At 36.1% G+C, this 15,720-nt stretch carries 15 protein-coding genes; 2 read left to right on the plus strand and 13 right to left on the minus strand.

Annotation, left to right across the window (positions count from 1 at the left end; genetic code table 11):
* Positions 1–2 precede the first annotated feature (2 nt).
* The 6 genes from AAA915_RS02020 to glmS all read right to left on the minus strand — a co-directional run bounded on the left by AAA915_RS02020 (position 3) and on the right by glmS (position 7,136).
* Complete coding sequence (locus tag AAA915_RS02020) at positions 3–1,400, minus strand: DHA2 family efflux MFS transporter permease subunit (RefSeq protein WP_338199422.1); 1,398 nt, start codon at positions 1,398–1,400, stop codon at positions 3–5.
* A 132-nt stretch (positions 1,401–1,532) separates the two neighbouring features.
* Positions 1,533–3,056 (minus strand): glycosyltransferase, encoded by a 1,524-nt coding sequence (locus AAA915_RS02025; protein WP_338199424.1) that lies wholly within the window; start codon positions 3,054–3,056, stop codon positions 1,533–1,535.
* Between the two features lie 130 nt (positions 3,057–3,186).
* Positions 3,187–3,897 (minus strand): hypothetical protein, encoded by a 711-nt coding sequence (locus tag AAA915_RS02030; protein WP_338199426.1) that lies wholly within the window; start codon positions 3,895–3,897, stop codon positions 3,187–3,189.
* A gap of 35 nt (positions 3,898–3,932) precedes the next feature.
* Positions 3,933–4,370: a CopY/TcrY family copper transport repressor gene (locus AAA915_RS02035; RefSeq protein WP_294764034.1), complete on the minus strand. Its 438-nt coding sequence runs from the start codon at positions 4,368–4,370 to the stop codon at positions 3,933–3,935.
* A gap of 24 nt (positions 4,371–4,394) precedes the next feature.
* Positions 4,395–5,210: a Cof-type HAD-IIB family hydrolase gene (locus AAA915_RS02040; RefSeq protein WP_338199430.1), complete on the minus strand. Its 816-nt coding sequence runs from the start codon at positions 5,208–5,210 to the stop codon at positions 4,395–4,397.
* Between the two features lie 114 nt (positions 5,211–5,324).
* Positions 5,325–7,136: a glutamine--fructose-6-phosphate transaminase (isomerizing) gene (gene glmS / locus AAA915_RS02045; protein WP_338199432.1), complete on the minus strand. Its 1,812-nt coding sequence runs from the start codon at positions 7,134–7,136 to the stop codon at positions 5,325–5,327.
* Between the two features lie 383 nt (positions 7,137–7,519).
* Between glmS and AAA915_RS02050 the strand changes: the two genes are divergently transcribed.
* The gene (locus AAA915_RS02050) at positions 7,520–8,533 is read left to right on the plus strand and encodes an SLAP domain-containing protein (protein ID WP_338199434.1); all 1,014 of its coding nucleotides are present in this window, start codon (positions 7,520–7,522) and stop codon (positions 8,531–8,533) included.
* 115 nt (positions 8,534–8,648) lie between these two features.
* Here the strand turns inward: AAA915_RS02050 and glmM are convergent, their stop codons facing one another.
* The 4 genes from glmM to murB are packed head-to-tail and all read right to left on the minus strand — an operon-like array spanning position 8,649 to position 12,785.
* Positions 8,649–10,001, minus strand: coding sequence for a phosphoglucosamine mutase (gene glmM, locus AAA915_RS02055; RefSeq protein WP_338199436.1), 1,353 nt, complete (start codon positions 9,999–10,001; stop codon positions 8,649–8,651).
* A 20-nt stretch (positions 10,002–10,021) separates the two neighbouring features.
* Positions 10,022–10,999, minus strand: a complete 978-nt coding sequence (locus AAA915_RS02060; protein WP_294603063.1) for a CdaR family protein — start codon at positions 10,997–10,999, stop codon at positions 10,022–10,024.
* A complete protein-coding gene (gene cdaA / locus AAA915_RS02065; protein ID WP_294603068.1) occupies positions 10,996–11,841 on the minus strand; it encodes a diadenylate cyclase CdaA in 846 nt (281 codons plus the stop codon). The genes AAA915_RS02060 and cdaA overlap by 4 nt, the downstream gene beginning before the upstream one ends.
* Before the next feature lie 44 nt (positions 11,842–11,885).
* Positions 11,886–12,785: a UDP-N-acetylmuramate dehydrogenase gene (murB, locus tag AAA915_RS02070; protein ID WP_338199439.1), complete on the minus strand. Its 900-nt coding sequence runs from the start codon at positions 12,783–12,785 to the stop codon at positions 11,886–11,888.
* Between the two features lie 99 nt (positions 12,786–12,884).
* Between murB and AAA915_RS02075 the strand changes: the two genes are divergently transcribed.
* On the plus strand, positions 12,885–13,418 hold the full coding sequence (locus AAA915_RS02075; protein WP_110445887.1) for a 3'-5' exonuclease: 534 nt from the start codon (positions 12,885–12,887) through the stop codon (positions 13,416–13,418).
* A 32-nt stretch (positions 13,419–13,450) separates the two neighbouring features.
* Here the strand turns inward: AAA915_RS02075 and tsaE are convergent, their stop codons facing one another.
* Genes tsaE through AAA915_RS02090 form a run of 3 tightly spaced genes read right to left on the minus strand, consistent with a single transcriptional unit; the run spans position 13,451 to position 15,619 of the window.
* Complete coding sequence (gene tsaE, locus AAA915_RS02080; RefSeq protein WP_110445886.1) at positions 13,451–13,924, minus strand: tRNA (adenosine(37)-N6)-threonylcarbamoyltransferase complex ATPase subunit type 1 TsaE; 474 nt, start codon at positions 13,922–13,924, stop codon at positions 13,451–13,453.
* Positions 13,914–14,912, minus strand: coding sequence for a phosphate acetyltransferase (gene pta, locus AAA915_RS02085; RefSeq protein ID WP_338199442.1), 999 nt, complete (start codon positions 14,910–14,912; stop codon positions 13,914–13,916). The genes tsaE and pta overlap by 11 nt, the downstream gene beginning before the upstream one ends.
* Positions 14,913–14,923: 11 nt before the next feature.
* Positions 14,924–15,619, minus strand: a complete 696-nt coding sequence (locus tag AAA915_RS02090) for a uracil-DNA glycosylase (protein WP_338199444.1) — start codon at positions 15,617–15,619, stop codon at positions 14,924–14,926.
* Positions 15,620–15,720 lie beyond the last annotated feature (101 nt).

A 15,720-nucleotide genomic window follows, 5' to 3' on the forward strand; every position in this document is an offset into this window, starting at 1 on the left:
TTTTATCCCTCTGTTTTTACTGGTTTTGTAGCTCGATAAAGTAAGTATACACCAACAAAGACAATAATTAGAATAAAAATTAGTCCAACTTGAGCAGCATCAATGTATTTTCCAGAAGTAGAATTTTGACCGCTCATCTGCTCTACAAATTGCATGATTGCTGAAATAATGGCAGTACCAACCGCACCAGCAAATTGCTGGGCCATATTAAAGAGTCCGTTACCATCAGTACTCTCTTTTTCGCCAAGTTGACCGATAGAAGCTGTCATGGTATCCCCCATAACTAGGCCTATACCCAGCATTGTAATAACATAAAATAAAATAATTTTGCCAGATGTTAGCGATGAAGCAAATAGACAATATAATATGCCACCAATTATTTCAAAAATAGCACCAGTCATAATTGGCTTTCTTGGTCCGTAATTATCAAGTAGCCTACCACTAATTGGCGACAAAATCGCCCCTACTAGTCCACCAGCTAATAGTAAAAGTCCCGCAGTCATCGCAGTAGAATGATTGACTATTTGGACATAATTAGGCAGGATGAACGACAAACCTAAGGTATTTACCTGAAAAATAAAGTAGGCTGTAATTCCTTGAGTGAATCTTATGTTTTTAAAAACACGAATATTAATCAGTGGATTGGTAGTATGCAATGAATGCCTAATAAAAATGATTAAACTTATTATTCCTAATGCTAAAGGTAAAACAAACATGAGCGGTTTTTGTAATATTTTAGATAAGTTGCTAAAAGCAAAAATTAACCCAATAAAAGTTAAAGCAATACTCAGAAAACCGGTAGTATCCAGCCTAGTATGCTTAATATTCTCTGTTTTACTTGTGATTGAAGTTAAGCCCATGATCAAGGATATTACCATCACGGGTATAATAAAGATAAAAATATAACGCCAACCTAAAGTATTAACAACCAACCCGCCAAAACTTGGTCCTAAAGCTGGAGCTACAGCAGTAATCATTGTTCCTATACCCATAAGGAGGCCTAGTTTATCAAGTGGTGTCCTCTCCAAAATGATATTAAACATTAAGGGAATAGCTATTCCTGCGCCCGCGCCTTGAATAATGCGACCAATAACTAGAAAAATAAATTGGTTAGCAACTGCGTCAATTAGCAAGCCACAAATAAATAAAGAAGCGGCTGTCACAAACAGTTTTTTCGAACTAAAGTTTCTTTTTAAATATGCTGATAGCGGCATGATAATGGAAGCAACCAGTAAATAGCCCGTCGTCATCCATTGTACTGTGGCCATATTAACATGAAAATCATTCATTAAAACAGGAAAAGTAACATTCCCTGCCGTTTCAATTAGCACACCTGAAAATGACATCAGTCCAGCTGCGAAAATTGAACAAATTAATTTTGCATCTAATTTTCTTTCCATTCGAATTCCTCCTGAACACTTAGTTAGCAAGCTAACTAAATAACCATAGTAACTCACATTTTTTTGAAATGCAATAAATTAAATGCAAAGAAAAACTCGTCTTGAAATTCAAGGTGAGTTTTTAAGTGATACCTATTTATCTGTATTAATCACATATTTTTGCCAGTATCGCCAAACGTTGTCACTGGAAAAGCGCTTAGCATTTTGATAAGCTCCTTCATTTAATTTTCTCCGTAATTTAGGGCTAGTAAAGAATTCACTAATTTTAGCTGCTAAGTCATCAATATGACCACTTGGCACGATAAAACCACTCTGACCATCAGCAATTAAGTCTGCTGGACCATAGTTAATATCATATGCAAATACTGGAACGCCGTGTGATTGAGCTTCAACTATTGAAAGGGGGGCTCCTTCATATCTTGAAGAAAGAATTGAAAGTTGAGCATTATCATAAACATAATCCATATTTTGGGTGTAACCCATAAAGTGAACTACATTTTCCAACTTAAGATCTTGCACCAGCTTCTTCAGCATGTTTTCTTCTTTGAAATTATCCGCGCCATTGCCATAACCATAAATATCTAGAGTTAGTGCATCATCATTTTGATAAGCTTGTTTAAAAGCCTTAATTGCGTCATCAATTCGTTTTTCATAGAATAAACGAGCTACAATTATTATTTTTCCTTTTATTCGTTCACTCATTGGGATATGCTCAGCATGTAACTGCTCATCTGGTACTATTCCTACAGGTATAGCAACTATCGGCACTTGCGTTCTTAGTCTTCTTCTCATGTCATCTGCTTGATGTTTTCCAGGAGTAACTACTAAGTCGGTTTTACTGAGTAATTCATTATTTGAAATTGAGTTGTAAGTGAGAGGAGAACTAGGGTCCCAGTAGTCTCTGAAGTGAATATTATGAAAATGTTCGATTTTTCGGGCTGGCGTTTTCATATTAATCATTGGCACATTAGTAATATTACTACGATCAGAGATGAAAGTTGACCTCTCATCTCCATCCTGCTGGTTTAATTCATCAAGCATAATAGTAAACGCTTGGCCACTATTCATAAGTGAATGAACAACACCTTGAATATCAGTCAATTGAATGTTAGTTGCTGGATATGAATTCGGTCGTTTTTCATAAGAAATCTCGTAATAGATGGTATTGTCGGGGCGGAAAAATAATTCATAGACTAAGTGTCCATCTGCTGTATCATAAATTTGTGTTAGACTTTTAAAACCACGAGTATCATAAAAATCTTGCTTAATACAATTGACATCACCATTATAATATTTAATCGTGTCCACACTACCATTAGGCAACATATTAATAGTCATAGTTTTTCGATTGTCTTCATACACCTCATAACCATTATTGATTTTTTTTACCTTATTAAAGCTAGGGATCGGTAGATCTTTTATCGTGACAACACGATTAGCAAACTTCACTGTACCGGCAAAAAAGTCAAACATATTGACATAATCATCATCAGTCATGCCATACAAAGGTAAATTACGATGTGCAAAGCGATTAAACTCCGACATAACAATCTTTGCTTTAACATGATTACGTTTAAATAACTTTAGTCTTTTAACTTCTGCGTGCTCTATTCCTGAACTATTTGCATCTAATCTATTATTTAAAAAGTAGTACATTAATTTTTCCTTTATTTATATATTCAAATCATCATTATTAATTTTAGCATACATTTAATAGGTATAGACGTTACATTAAAATAAAAAGCATTAGCCTAATTTTTTAGGTAATGCTTAATTATAAAATATATTATTCCTTTTTTGTTAGCTTTAAAACCAACGGCCAAATTAGTGCTGTTATCACTCCTACGGCCAATCCGCCCCATAGAATCGGAGAAACAGTTAACGAAATTCCTTGAGCAACGTTACTTTCCAGCCATTGTACCAACTGATTGGCTATGAACTGTAAGACCCCAAAAGATCCCACAGATCCAATTAACAAAATAATTGCAGCCCAATATTTACCAAATAATATTAACAAAGCCGATAGGATGAAAATTAATATTGTTGCAAAAAAGCAATAATGGAAAATAGTGATACTCTGATTAACCTGATCCTGATTTTCTTTCAAACCGTCATTAATTTTATTTAGTAAAAGTTTGCTGACTGCTTTTTGCACATCATTATTCTCTGGAAAAGATAAACTTTTAGCTGTCACTTCTCCATTTTCCTGGTAACTTGCACCTAAATTGTACAAGCTGGTATAAGACATATCATGATGATATTTTTTAGGTAATTGTTCGAGGATTTTGTCTTCAACACCAAAGTCCTTAGCCAGTTTCAATGTACTCTTTAATCTCGAGTCACCCGTATTGTTAACACTCTTTTTGATGACAGTTTGAGCCATACCACGAACATTTTGCACGTTGACGGTGATAGGAGATTCCATCATTAGAAACCCTGAAACACAGACTGCTGCAACAAAAATTAGCCGTAACAAAATACTAGCGAATTTTCTCATTTAGTTAACCTCCTAAAAAATATTAACTGTTTAATCTAACATTCATGTTGACCCGAAGCTAAACAATTACAATTAACCATTTCAGGAGCATGCTCTTTCTTGAGAGCAAGTTCACTTTCGATCTTGGTGATATCACCTTGAGAAAGAGGCATATCCTTGAGAATTGCTATCATTACCTGACCCTTATGCATATCACACATATGACTCATCATTTCGTTAGTGACTTGAATCATCATTTCTATTTGCGTAACGGTAGCGGAATAAACAAAACGGCGACCGTCCTTACGGGTTTTTAGCAGACCCTTTTTGACTAATCGACCCATCAGAGTTTTAATAGTCGACTCAGACCAATCCTTTTTTGCTTGCAGTTGCTGAATCACATCACCAGTGTGAATTTCTCCTAAAGTCCACACTATTCTCATAACTTCCCACTCAGCTTCGGAAATATTATGTTCTTTATTTTTTTCTACCATAATAATCAACCTAGCTTTATTTTACTACAGAACAAACTTTTTTAGTGCTTTGGCAATTCCGTCATTGTCATTATCTGCGGTCACATAATCTGCATAATCCTTGATCATCCCCACAGCATTACCCATCGCCACTTTTTTAAAATCAGGATTAGTAAACATCGAAATATCGTTGCCCTGATCGCCAAAAACCATAACTTGACTCGGCTTAATTTTCAATCTCTCTGCTAATTGCTGGACTGCATTACCCTTAGAAGCATCTTTAATGTTAATTTCAACAATAGAAGAAAAGCTGCGAACAATATCATACTTGGCAAAAGCCCATTGAGGGATATTATTCCATAATTTATCAACTTCACGTTCATCTTTAAGAACACTAAGTCCCACTTTATTAAAAGAAAAATCTTGTGGTATTTCTTCTACTTTACGTACTTTAATCACATTTTTAGTATAAGTAGCGTTTCTAGCTAAATTTACTCCTATGTCACGATCACATGTCCAGTAACACTCAGGAGTTTCAAAATGAAGGTTAACATGGGCTAATCTTTGCAAGCGACGCATATTAGAGAAATCATGGTAATTCATTTCTTCATTCATTAAAATATTTCCCGCTAGGTCCTGGATTACTGCACCATTAAAAACAATGTCATATTGTCTTGCGCCTTGTAAACCTAATTGTTTATTAAATTCAATAGTACCGGACAATGGTCGACCTGTTGCCAAAACCACCTTAATGCCTTGACTGTCAGCTTGCTTCAGTGCCCTTTCAGTTTCCGGTGAAATCTGCTTAGAGGTGGTAAGTAAAGTACCATCTAAATCAACCGCAATCAATTTTATTGCCAAAATAATATCCTCCTACACTTTTTCACTATCTTCTTTATTATACAAAAAGTCGTAATTACTTACGACTTTTTCAAAAAATATTCTCTTTTAAAACAAAACAGAAACTCAAAAAGTTTATTCTACAGTGACGCTTTTCGCTAAATTACGCGGCTTATCAACATCTAGTCCTTTATCTTTAGCTGCAAAATATGCAAATAATTGTGCTGTAACTACACTAACAAGTGGCGAAAGATAGTAATTAACTTCAGGTAAAACAATATCATCGGTAGGTTTAGCTAATGATTTACGTGCAATAGTAATAACGGTTGCACCGCGTGCAATTACCTCTTGAATGTTTCCCCGCATCAAATCCGCTGTAACAGAATCATTAATCAAAGCGATTACAGGTGTGCCTTTTTCAATCAATGAAATTGTGCCATGCTTTAATTCTGCTGCCGCAAAACCTTCTGTTTGAATATATGACACTTCTTTAAGTTTAAGGGCTGCCTCCAAAGCGACTGGATAATCAATCCCTCTACCAATGTAGAAAGCATTGCGACTTGATATAATATCCTTCTGAGCGAGCTGCTCAATTTTTTTCTGATTCGAAATCACTTGCTCAATTCCTTCTGCAGCTAAAGCAAAATTCTTTTTCAAATCAAAAGCTGCAGCATCTTTAACACCTAATTTTTCTCCTAATGCCTTGGCAACTATAGCTTGAACGGCAACTTGGGCAGTATAAGCTTTAGTTGAAGCTACAGCAATCTCAGGCCCTGCTTCAAGTGACATAGCATAATTAGCTTCGCGTGCCAAAGTTGAATTGGGAACATTCGTCAAAGTTAGACTGGGAATGCCACGCTTAATCGCCTGTTGTAAGACAACGCGTGAATCAGCCGTTTCACCTGATTGCGATAAGAAAATAAAGAATGGGTTTTTTGACATCATTGGAAAATGGTAACCTGCTTCAGATGCAAATCCTACTTCAGTTGGGATCTTGGTCAGCTTCTCAAAAAGTTGTTTACCAATTAAACCTGCATGGTAACTTGTACCAGCAGCAAAGATATACAGTCTATCTGTCTGAGATAGAGCATTAATAATTTTAGCATCTACTTTAGGGTCACCAGTTTGATCAAGATAATGTTGATCTAAGTGCCGTAAAACACTCGGTTGCTCACAAATTTCTTTAAGCATGTAAAATTCATAAGTGCCCTTAGAAGCAGCATTTTCGTCAATATTTAACTCATAGTGTTGATGATCAACCTTTTGACCAGCAATAGTTTCAAGCTGATATCCATCTTGAGTAATGTCTCCGACCTCACCATCTTGTAAATCAACGAAAGTTTTGGTTTGATCCAATACCGATAAGGCATCAGATGCGATAACATTAAAGCCATTACCCAGTCCCAGCATCAAAGGAGATTTATTTTTAGCAATAAAAATATGATTTGGATTTTGATTGTCAATTAATAAAAGAGCATATGATCCCTTAATCACTTGTAGGGCCTGCTTTAGAGCCGTAAAGGCATCTTCATTTTTTTCACGAGCAAATTTACTAACTAATTGAACTATTACCTCGGTATCAGTGTCAGACTTAAAGGTAACATCATTTAAGTATTGCTTTTTTATTTCTTGGTAATTTTCAATTACGCCATTATGAACTAGATAAAAGCGTTCAGTTTCATCAAATTGGGGATGAGCATTAGTTTCAGTGGGCTTACCATGTGTTGCCCAACGAGTATGACCAATACCAATCATACCCTGCTCTTCTGGAGTCATTTTGTTCTTCAAGTCCTCAATACGACCAGCAGTTTTAGTTAAATATTCTTTTCCTGCCAAATCATTGAGGTAAATTCCTGCAGAATCATATCCGCGATATTCAAGCTTAGACAACCCATTTAAAACAATTTCTCTAGCAGACTTTCCAACTATGCCAACAATTCCACACATATTCTTCTCCTTTGGTCTAGTAAAAATAATTAATTTGGATTAATTAGTTAATTCAACTTACGTATGGAATATTAGCCTTTTTTAATAAATTGGTCAAGCAATATTTTAAAAATTGGTCTATACAATAATGTAAAATTACTATTACTAACACAAAAGTTTGCCCAAATAAGTGATGAAAATCTTAAATTGAGGCCAGTTAAACAGTTATACATTTAAATAAGCATATGCTTAAGCTGTTGTGTAAAATGCAAAAGTGATATTTAAGTATTATTCAGAAAAAAGCGGGCTTCTTGCTATCTTTTTTGTTTTACGTAAAGTTGTCATTCTTAATAGACAATTTAATAGCTAGCTATTAGAATTTAAGGATAAAAGGGGTAATTACAATGAAAATTAACAAAAAATTGTTTATTAGCTTAGTAGCTGGAATATTGACAATAGCATCAATAGCAGGTACTACAACTAATATTGCTCAAGCTCAAACTACTACGTCAAATGTAAATTCTGAGCAAGGCAAGCTAACTTTAAATCATAAGACTCGTGTTTATAACAAAAAGGGTAAGAAAAAATATTCTTATCTTAAAACGAATGGGTTGCTAAAAAAGGGTGCTTCAGTAAGATACGTTGGCAAAATTAAAGCCTTATCTGATCCAGATACTAAACGTTATACCTTTAATGACAAAGATATGAACTGGTATTATCTACCATATAAAACAATTAAAGGTAAGGAGTATTACAGTATCGGTCATGGCGGTTATATTAAAGTTATAAATGTTGATAGTATCAATGGAAATAAGTTATTTACTAATTATGCTACTGTTACAATAGCTTCCTGGCCGTTTTCTTCTGATAAAGATTTTACAAAAGCAAATCTTGTTAATAATAAAGGTGAATTTACCGATAAATATGTTAAAAAGGGTACAAAACTAGTGGTTGATCGTCGCAGTAATAGAGAAGAACTAGCGGGGACGACTAAAATTGATATGCTTGATAATGGAGTAGTTCTAGAAGTATTCCGCATAAAAAACAATAAAAATCTGTTTGTTTTAAGAGACGACCTTAAAACGCAGCCTCGCCAGCAACTAATACCGTATACTAATATCATGCATGTAAGATTTGTGAATGACGCATATCTTTATAATACAAAAGGAGAATTTGCGGACGATTCATGGTTCAGTTCAGGTGATACGGTTTCGGTTACCAGTTTAAGATATATATGGGTTCCAGAAGATAAAAAAGCAGAGCTGTTTTATGAAGTTTTAGATTCACCTTCATCAATGTTAAACTATAATTTTGTAAAAGTTTCTACTGCTAAATATACTTTTGGCAATCATTTAAAGCCAGTGAATACAGCAGCTGATGTCACGCCAGCCAACATAGAAAAAGATGTAAAAGAATAATACAAATATTTTTGAGTAAAGTTTGTATAATAAGACCCCAAAATTGAAGTCAATTTTGGGGTCTTATTATTATTTACCTGCTTTTTAGCTCAAAAATGCAATGGGTTTATTCTACTTACACGCCCATTTCCTTTTCAACTACATCAGTTATTCTCTTCACATAGGCATCAGTTTCCTCTTGGGTTGGTCCTTCAGCCATTACACGCAAAAGTGACTGTGTTCCGGAAGGTCGCACTAATACTCTACCATCGTCACCCATATCATTTTCAACCTCTTTTATTACATCTAAAATAGGTTGATGCTCTTTCCAGGAGTTCTTATCTTTTACCGGAACGTTTACCAGACACTGTGGATATTCTTTAAAATCAGTTAGTAACTCAGTTAGAGTTTTGCCAGTTCTTTTCATCACTAACATCAAATGTAAACCTGTCAACATTCCGTCACCTGTATTATGATAATCACTCATAATCACGTGACCAGATTGTTCTCCACCTAAATTATAACCATGCGTACGCATTTCTTCTGAAACATATCGGTCGCCCACTTGAGTCCGAACATTTTTAATACCACGTCTTTGCAACGCTTTAGTAAATCCCAGATTACTCATTACAGTGGTAACGATTGTATCTTTTTTCAAACGGCCACCATCTTCCATATAGCTGCCAAGTATATACATAATATGGTCACCATCAACCTCGTGACCATTTTCATCGACAGCGATACAACGATCAGCATCACCGTCAAATGCAAGACCAAGTTGTGCGCCCTGTTTCACTACTTCTTCCTGCAGTTTTTCAGTATGAGTGGCTCCAACGTGATCATTAATGTTAAGGCCATCGGGATGAATAGCAATAGTAGTGAAGTCAACACCACAATCAGCAAATAACCGAGAAATTAGGCTGCTGGCGGCACCATTTGCACCATCGATCACAACCTTAATACCACTAAGGTCTTCAGGAATAGTATTTTCAATAAACTGTAAATATTTGGCACTACCTTCATGAAAATCGGTGACGGAACCTAATCCTTTAGCAGAAGGTCGAGGTAAACTATCTTTAGGGGCATCAATCAATTTCTCAATTTCGCCTTCCATTTCGTCCGACAATTTCAAACCATCGCTGCCAAAGAACTTAATACCATTATCTTCAACAGGATTATGGGAAGCAGAAATCTGAACACCTGCATCAGCGCCTTGAGCACGAACTAGGTACGATAATCCCGGTGTAGTAATTACACCTACCTCCAAGACCTCAATTCCAACAGAAAGAAGTCCTGATATCAAGGCGTATTCCAACATCTGCCCAGAAATTCTCGTATCACGAGAAACCAAAACTTTGGCCTGTTCTTCTTTAGACTTGTTTTTTGTTAAGACGTAACCACCGTCTCGCCCTAACTTAAATGCCAACTCAGGAGATAGATCTTGATTAGCGACCCCACGTACACCATCAGTGCCAAAATATTTTAACATTACTAAACAACCTTTCTTTCTTATTTATCAACATTTTGTGTGTCTTTTGTATTTTCTACCTTTATATCAACATTGATTTGCCTTGGATTCGATTTAACTACACCGTCAGGTAAATTGAAAGTAATAGTTTTGGTAGCAGAAACGTTAACAGAACCTAAATCAACGGGAACTTTCAAGCGCTTAACTTTAGCCAGAGCATCTTCATTGCCATATAAAGTTACGTATTTGGTTTTAGCAGTCAGTGAATAAATTTTATTTGTTTTTTCATGTTCTGGTTCAAGCTGAACTTTTACTACTTTTTTTGCCGTTGTGATAGGTATTGTTACTTTAGCAGTTGCAGGATCAATTATTACATTCAACTGTCTTCCCTTATTATCTACTGCAATCAAGTTTACCTGTCGCTCATAAGTGTGATCAATACCATTAGGTAAAACCACCTTGGCAACAATCTGATCAATTTGATCAACTTCTGAGCGAGCCCCGGTTACCTCCACCTGTTGCGGGTAAACGCTGGAATGACCTCTCTGATAACCAGGAGCTACAGCACCTTTATTATACTCTATTTGTACAGGCATTGTAGTTGACTTACGTCGCTGAATGTCGACAGTAACATTTCGCGGCTTAACTGAATAAGATATTTGCTTATTAATACCATTAATATGAATTTTGACATTATGCTTACCAATGCTTTTTTTCGTCAAGTCAATGTAAGCTCTAAAATTTTGAGTATTAATAGTAGAAGTAACAAGTGCTGTAGACCCTTCCAAAGTAACACTAACTCTTTCGGGATAGCCCACAACGTAATACTTGTCCGTATCAACTGAAACCTGCAACGGTACTTTGATTGTTTCAGTCTTATTAGCAGTTTGCTTTGTCTTTTCAGTTTGTCCCTGAGATAAAAATCCTTCTTGGGTGGAATTGACATAAATAACCAATAAAACTGCAATTAAAAGGGAGACCAGCCTGATAAACCAAGATTTTTTCCAAAATTCTTTCATCGGTCAGCACCCCATTTCCATATTTTACGGATAATTTTTTGGTACCATTTATCATTATCATTTTTCTTTGGTACCAATTCAGCATTAAGATATTTTAGATATTCATCCCGAGTCATATCGACCATAAAGCGACCGTTACGGGTAATTGTTACCCCACCTGTTTCCTCGGATACAACGACGGTAATTGCATCTGTCACTTCGGAAATACCAACAGCAGCTCGGTGACGGGTCCCCAACCTTTTAGGAATCATACTATTATCTGAAAGTGGTAAATAAGCAGCTGCCACTGCAATTTTGTGATCCTTGTTAATAATCACGGCACCATCGTGTAAAGGAGTATTAGGAATAAAAATGTTAATTAATAATTCTCCTGTGACATCGGCGTTAAGCTTGATTCCAGTTTCGATATAATCCTCTAGGCCAGTTTCCTGTTGGATAGTAATTAATGCCCCAATTCTTCTTTTCGACATATATTGAATGGCTTTATCAAGTTCATTAATGAATTTAATTGATTCGCTTCGGGCACTATCCTCGCGACCGCCAAAAATAGGCAGGCGTCCTAAATGTTCGAGACCACGTCTAATTTCTGGTTGAAAAATCACAATAATTCCAACTACAGACCAAGAAACAATTTGGTCAATCAGCCAAGTCGTAGTATGTAGTTGTAGTATCCCTGCAATAATGCGCACGATAAAAATCAGCACAATTCCCTTTGCTAACTGGACAGCCTTAGTTCCCCTGATTAAAATAACTAAGTGATAAACTACAAACCAGATAATCAGGACATCAAGAATTGTAGATAAGTTGCCCCAAGTAAAAATATGTGCTCCGCTAGTTTGCATAAATACTCCTTTCTCTAATGTGTGAACATAATAATTGTATCAGTTTACTCATCAGGCTCGCCAATAATTCTTACCTCAGTTTGTAAATCCAAACCAAATTGAGACTTGATTTTTGTTTGTATTAAATGAATTAAATTAAGGTAATCCGTCGCAGTAGCATTACCCTTATTCACAATAAATCCAGCGTGCTTGGTGGAATCTTGAGCGCCGCCTATTTGCTTTCCTTGCAAACCCGCCTTGATAATCATTGGGCCAACATAGTGACCAGCTGGTCTTTTAAAAACACTGCCACATGAAGGATATTCAAGCGGCTGTTTATATTTACGCAAAGCATTAAGATAATTCATATCTGCTAAAATACGATTTTTGGCAGACTTTTTTAATGCAAAAACAGCCTCTATGACAATATCACCATTATCCTGAACTAATGAATGTCTATAAGAAAAATTCATTTCAGACAAAGAATATTTTTTTATTTCTCCCATACGCGTCATAACCTTGACGCTTTGAACAACATTACTAGTTTCACCCCCATAAGCACCGGCGTTCATGAAAACTGCACCGCCAACACTTCCTGGTATTCCAGCTGCAAATTCTAATCCACTTAGGCCATGATGTGCAGCTGTAAAAGCCGTATCCACAATAGTCGCTCCTGCTTGAGCAACAACCTGATTATCTTCAACCTTAATTTGGTTCATCGCGGTCAAAATTAAAACCAAACCTGAAATACCGCCATCACGTATTATTAAGTTAGAAGCATTGCCTATTACAGTTAAGGGAATCTTGTTATCATAAGCAGTAATTACTAAATCTCTTAATTCATTTTCATTGTGAGGAAAAGCAAGAAATTCAGCTGGACCTCCTGTTTTTGTAAATGTATATTTACTAAGTGGAACCTGTTTTTTTATTTCTAAACCTTTTTCGGTTAAATCTGATAACTTCAAAACCAAAATCCCCTTTTATCTAATCTTTTTCTATTTTACCTCATTCAGTTAAGACCTTCATCATATGTTATACTAAAATTAAAATTTAAAGGAGATAACATGAATTTTATTGCGATGGATTTCGAAACAGCCAACAGACATCCTGAAAGTGCCTGCTCTTTGGCCTTGGTAATGGTTCGGAACAACCAAATTGTAGATCGCTTTTATACTGTAATTAATCCGCAAATGCCTTTTGATGCACGCAATATTCAAATCCACGATATCACTGCAGAAGACGTTAAGGATGCCCCGACTATGGCCGAAGTCTGGCCTAAAATCAAAGCACTCTATCAGCCTGGGATGCTGGTTACAGCACACAATGCTCGTTTTGATACTAATGTAATGCGGCAAAGCTTAGCTCGCTATGATATTCCTGAACCACATTATTTCGTCATCGATACCTTGCAGACCAGCAAATTATTTGAACCCCAGCTGCCTAACCACAAACTGGATACAGTTTCTAAAGCTCTTAACGTGGAATTATGGCATCATCATAATGCTCTCAGTGATAGTGAAGCCTGCGCAGGAATTTTGATAGCACAAAATGAAAAATATGGAGATGAGGCTCTAAAAGGTTTGGTCTACCAAATATAAGCAAAAAAAGCAGGGTTAAAAAACCCTGCTTTTTAGGTTAGTAGCTGCAAAATATTTTTGACCCATTGTTTATATCTTTCACCCTTTGCCTCAAATTCAACTACTCGTTTAGTTGAAGACCAACTATCATCTACTCTTTTAATGGTAAGTTGTAAAAATTGCTCAGGAAGCTCTTTTTGGATTACGTCTGGCCATTCGATTACAACTATTCCCGGTTCAGACAAATAGTTAGTTAGATCGATTGAAGATAAATCATCATTTTCTAAGCGATAAAAATCCATATGAAATAGAGGCAGTTTGGCTTCAGGATATTCCCTAACAATAGTAAACGTGGGACTTTTTACTGGTCGTTTAATTCCGAGTGCTCTGCCGATTCCCTGAGTCAAAGTTGTTTTACCAGCACCGAGATCGCCATTTAACAGTAATAAGTCATGTGCCTGGGCAGTCTGAGCAATAGCTGCACCAAGCTCCTGCATTTTTTGAGCAGAATCAATACTAAGCTTCATTTTTCTCATCCCTTAATAGCGCCTGTGCAGCAGTTAAAATCGCGATATTGTAAACGTCCTGTGTACTGGCACCGCGTGACAGGTCGTTAACAGGTTTTTGTAATCCCTGCAAAATAGGGCCAATAGCTGCAAAATTCCCCAAACGCTGAGCAATTTTATAAGAAATATTGCCAGATTGCAGTTCAGGAAATATGAAGACATTTGCTTGTCCCTTTATTGCGGAATCAGGAGCCTTTTGTGCCGCCACAGCAGGCACAAAAGCGGCATCGAATTGCAGTTCACCATCTGCTGAAATTTCAGGATGTTCTTTATGAAAAATTTCAGCAGCTTTCTTAACTTTGGTAACCATATCTCCTTTAGCTGAGCCTTTAGTTGAAAAACTCAAAAATGCAACTTTAGGATTAATATCAATCATTTTGGCAGTTTGAACGGATTGGTATGCAATTTCTGCTAATGTTTCACTATCTGGATCTAAATTAATAGCACAATCTGCAAAAATATATTTCTCATCTTGGCGTTCCATAATGAAACTCCCAGAAACACGTTTCATCCCTTCAGAGGTATGGATCAACTGTAGAGCAGGTCTAACTGTTTCAGCGGTTGAATGAGTTGCTCCAGATACCATGCCATCGGCAATACCCATTTCCACCAACATAGTACCAAAATAGTTTGGCTCATTTAATATTTCAGCAATATCAGCCTGCGGGACATTTTTTCTACGTGCCTTTATAAAACTCTGTACCATCGCTTTTTTGCTTTTATAGTGAATCGGATCAACTATTTCTAATTCGTTAAAAGCTAAATTGTTTTTGCGGATTTTATCAGTTATTATTCCGGTATTACCTAATAAAATAGGTTTAATAATATTTGCCAGGGATAACTGACTGGCTGCATTTAAAATACGTATGTCGTTTCCTTCCGGGAAAACTATCTGATACTTTTTTTCTGAGTTTTGTACCTTATTTTTTAACAAATCAAAAACGCTCATTTATCTCCTACCTATGCTAAATCTGCTTGTGTAACCTTTGTGGGTAATTGCCAATCGATTGGGATTTCGTCAAAATTTTTCAGCGCTTCATTACAACGCGAAAATGGTCTTGAACCAAAAAATCCCCTATCAGCTGAATATGGACTTGGATGAGCTGATTTAATCACAAAATTTTTGTCTTGGTCAATTAAAACGATTTTGTTTTGAGCGAAGCGCCCCCACAAAATAAAGACCACTTTGCCACGATCACTCAAAGCTTTAATTGCGGCATCGGTCACGGCTTCCCAGCCCTTTCCCTGATGACCATTAGCATGACCGTATGGAACCGTCAAAACAGCATTTAACAGTAATACTCCCTGATCTGCCCATTTTTTTAAGTAGCCGTGATTAACTGGACGGCAACCAACATCGTCATATAATTCTTTATAAATATTTTGAAGAGAAGGGGGCAATTTCACTCCCGGATTAACCGAAAAACTCATTCCAGTTGCCTGACCAGGATTATGATATGGATCTTGTCCTAAAATCACAACTTTCGTATTTGCGAACGAGGTTAGTTTGAAAGCAGTAAAAATATGATACATATCAGGATAAATTTTCTTTGTAGCATATTCTGTTTTTAAAAATTCATGTAATTGCTGATATTCTTTGCTTTCGAAAACGGGAGCTAATATTTCATCCCAGTCGTTACCAATAAACTTTTTCATTACTTCAACAGGCCTCTCTTTCACTAACTTTTATGGTATCATGAAATTAATTATCGATGTGGTGAAATTTAATACATTTTAGCTCTTTTTATTATCTAAAA

The organism is Lactobacillus rizhaonensis, from assembly GCF_036246345.1.
GTDB lineage: Bacteria > Bacillota > Bacilli > Lactobacillales > Lactobacillaceae > Lactobacillus > Lactobacillus rizhaonensis.

Coding starts and splice junctions, on each gene's coding strand:
- AAA915_RS02020 (WP_338199422.1), bottom strand. CDS start 1,400: ATGGAAAGAAAATTAGATGCAAAATTAATTTGTTCAATTTTCGCAGCT.
- AAA915_RS02025 (WP_338199424.1), bottom strand. CDS start 3,056: ATGTACTACTTTTTAAATAATAGATTAGATGCAAATAGTTCAGGAATA.
- AAA915_RS02030 (WP_338199426.1), bottom strand. CDS start 3,897: ATGAGAAAATTCGCTAGTATTTTGTTACGGCTAATTTTTGTTGCAGCA.
- AAA915_RS02035 (WP_294764034.1), bottom strand. CDS start 4,370: ATGGTAGAAAAAAATAAAGAACATAATATTTCCGAAGCTGAGTGGGAA.
- glmS (WP_338199432.1), bottom strand. CDS start 7,136: ATGTGTGGAATTGTTGGCATAGTTGGAAAGTCTGCTAGAGAAATTGTT.
- AAA915_RS02050 (WP_338199434.1), top strand. CDS start 7,520: ATGAAAATTAACAAAAAATTGTTTATTAGCTTAGTAGCTGGAATATTG.
- glmM (WP_338199436.1), bottom strand. CDS start 10,001: ATGTTAAAATATTTTGGCACTGATGGTGTACGTGGGGTCGCTAATCAA.
- AAA915_RS02060 (WP_294603063.1), bottom strand. CDS start 10,999: ATGAAAGAATTTTGGAAAAAATCTTGGTTTATCAGGCTGGTCTCCCTT.
- cdaA (WP_294603068.1), bottom strand. CDS start 11,841: ATGCAAACTAGCGGAGCACATATTTTTACTTGGGGCAACTTATCTACA.
- AAA915_RS02075 (WP_110445887.1), top strand. CDS start 12,885: ATGAATTTTATTGCGATGGATTTCGAAACAGCCAACAGACATCCTGAA.
- tsaE (WP_110445886.1), bottom strand. CDS start 13,924: ATGAAGCTTAGTATTGATTCTGCTCAAAAAATGCAGGAGCTTGGTGCA.
- pta (WP_338199442.1), bottom strand. CDS start 14,912: ATGAGCGTTTTTGATTTGTTAAAAAATAAGGTACAAAACTCAGAAAAA.
- AAA915_RS02090 (WP_338199444.1), bottom strand. CDS start 15,619: ATGAAAAAGTTTATTGGTAACGACTGGGATGAAATATTAGCTCCCGTT.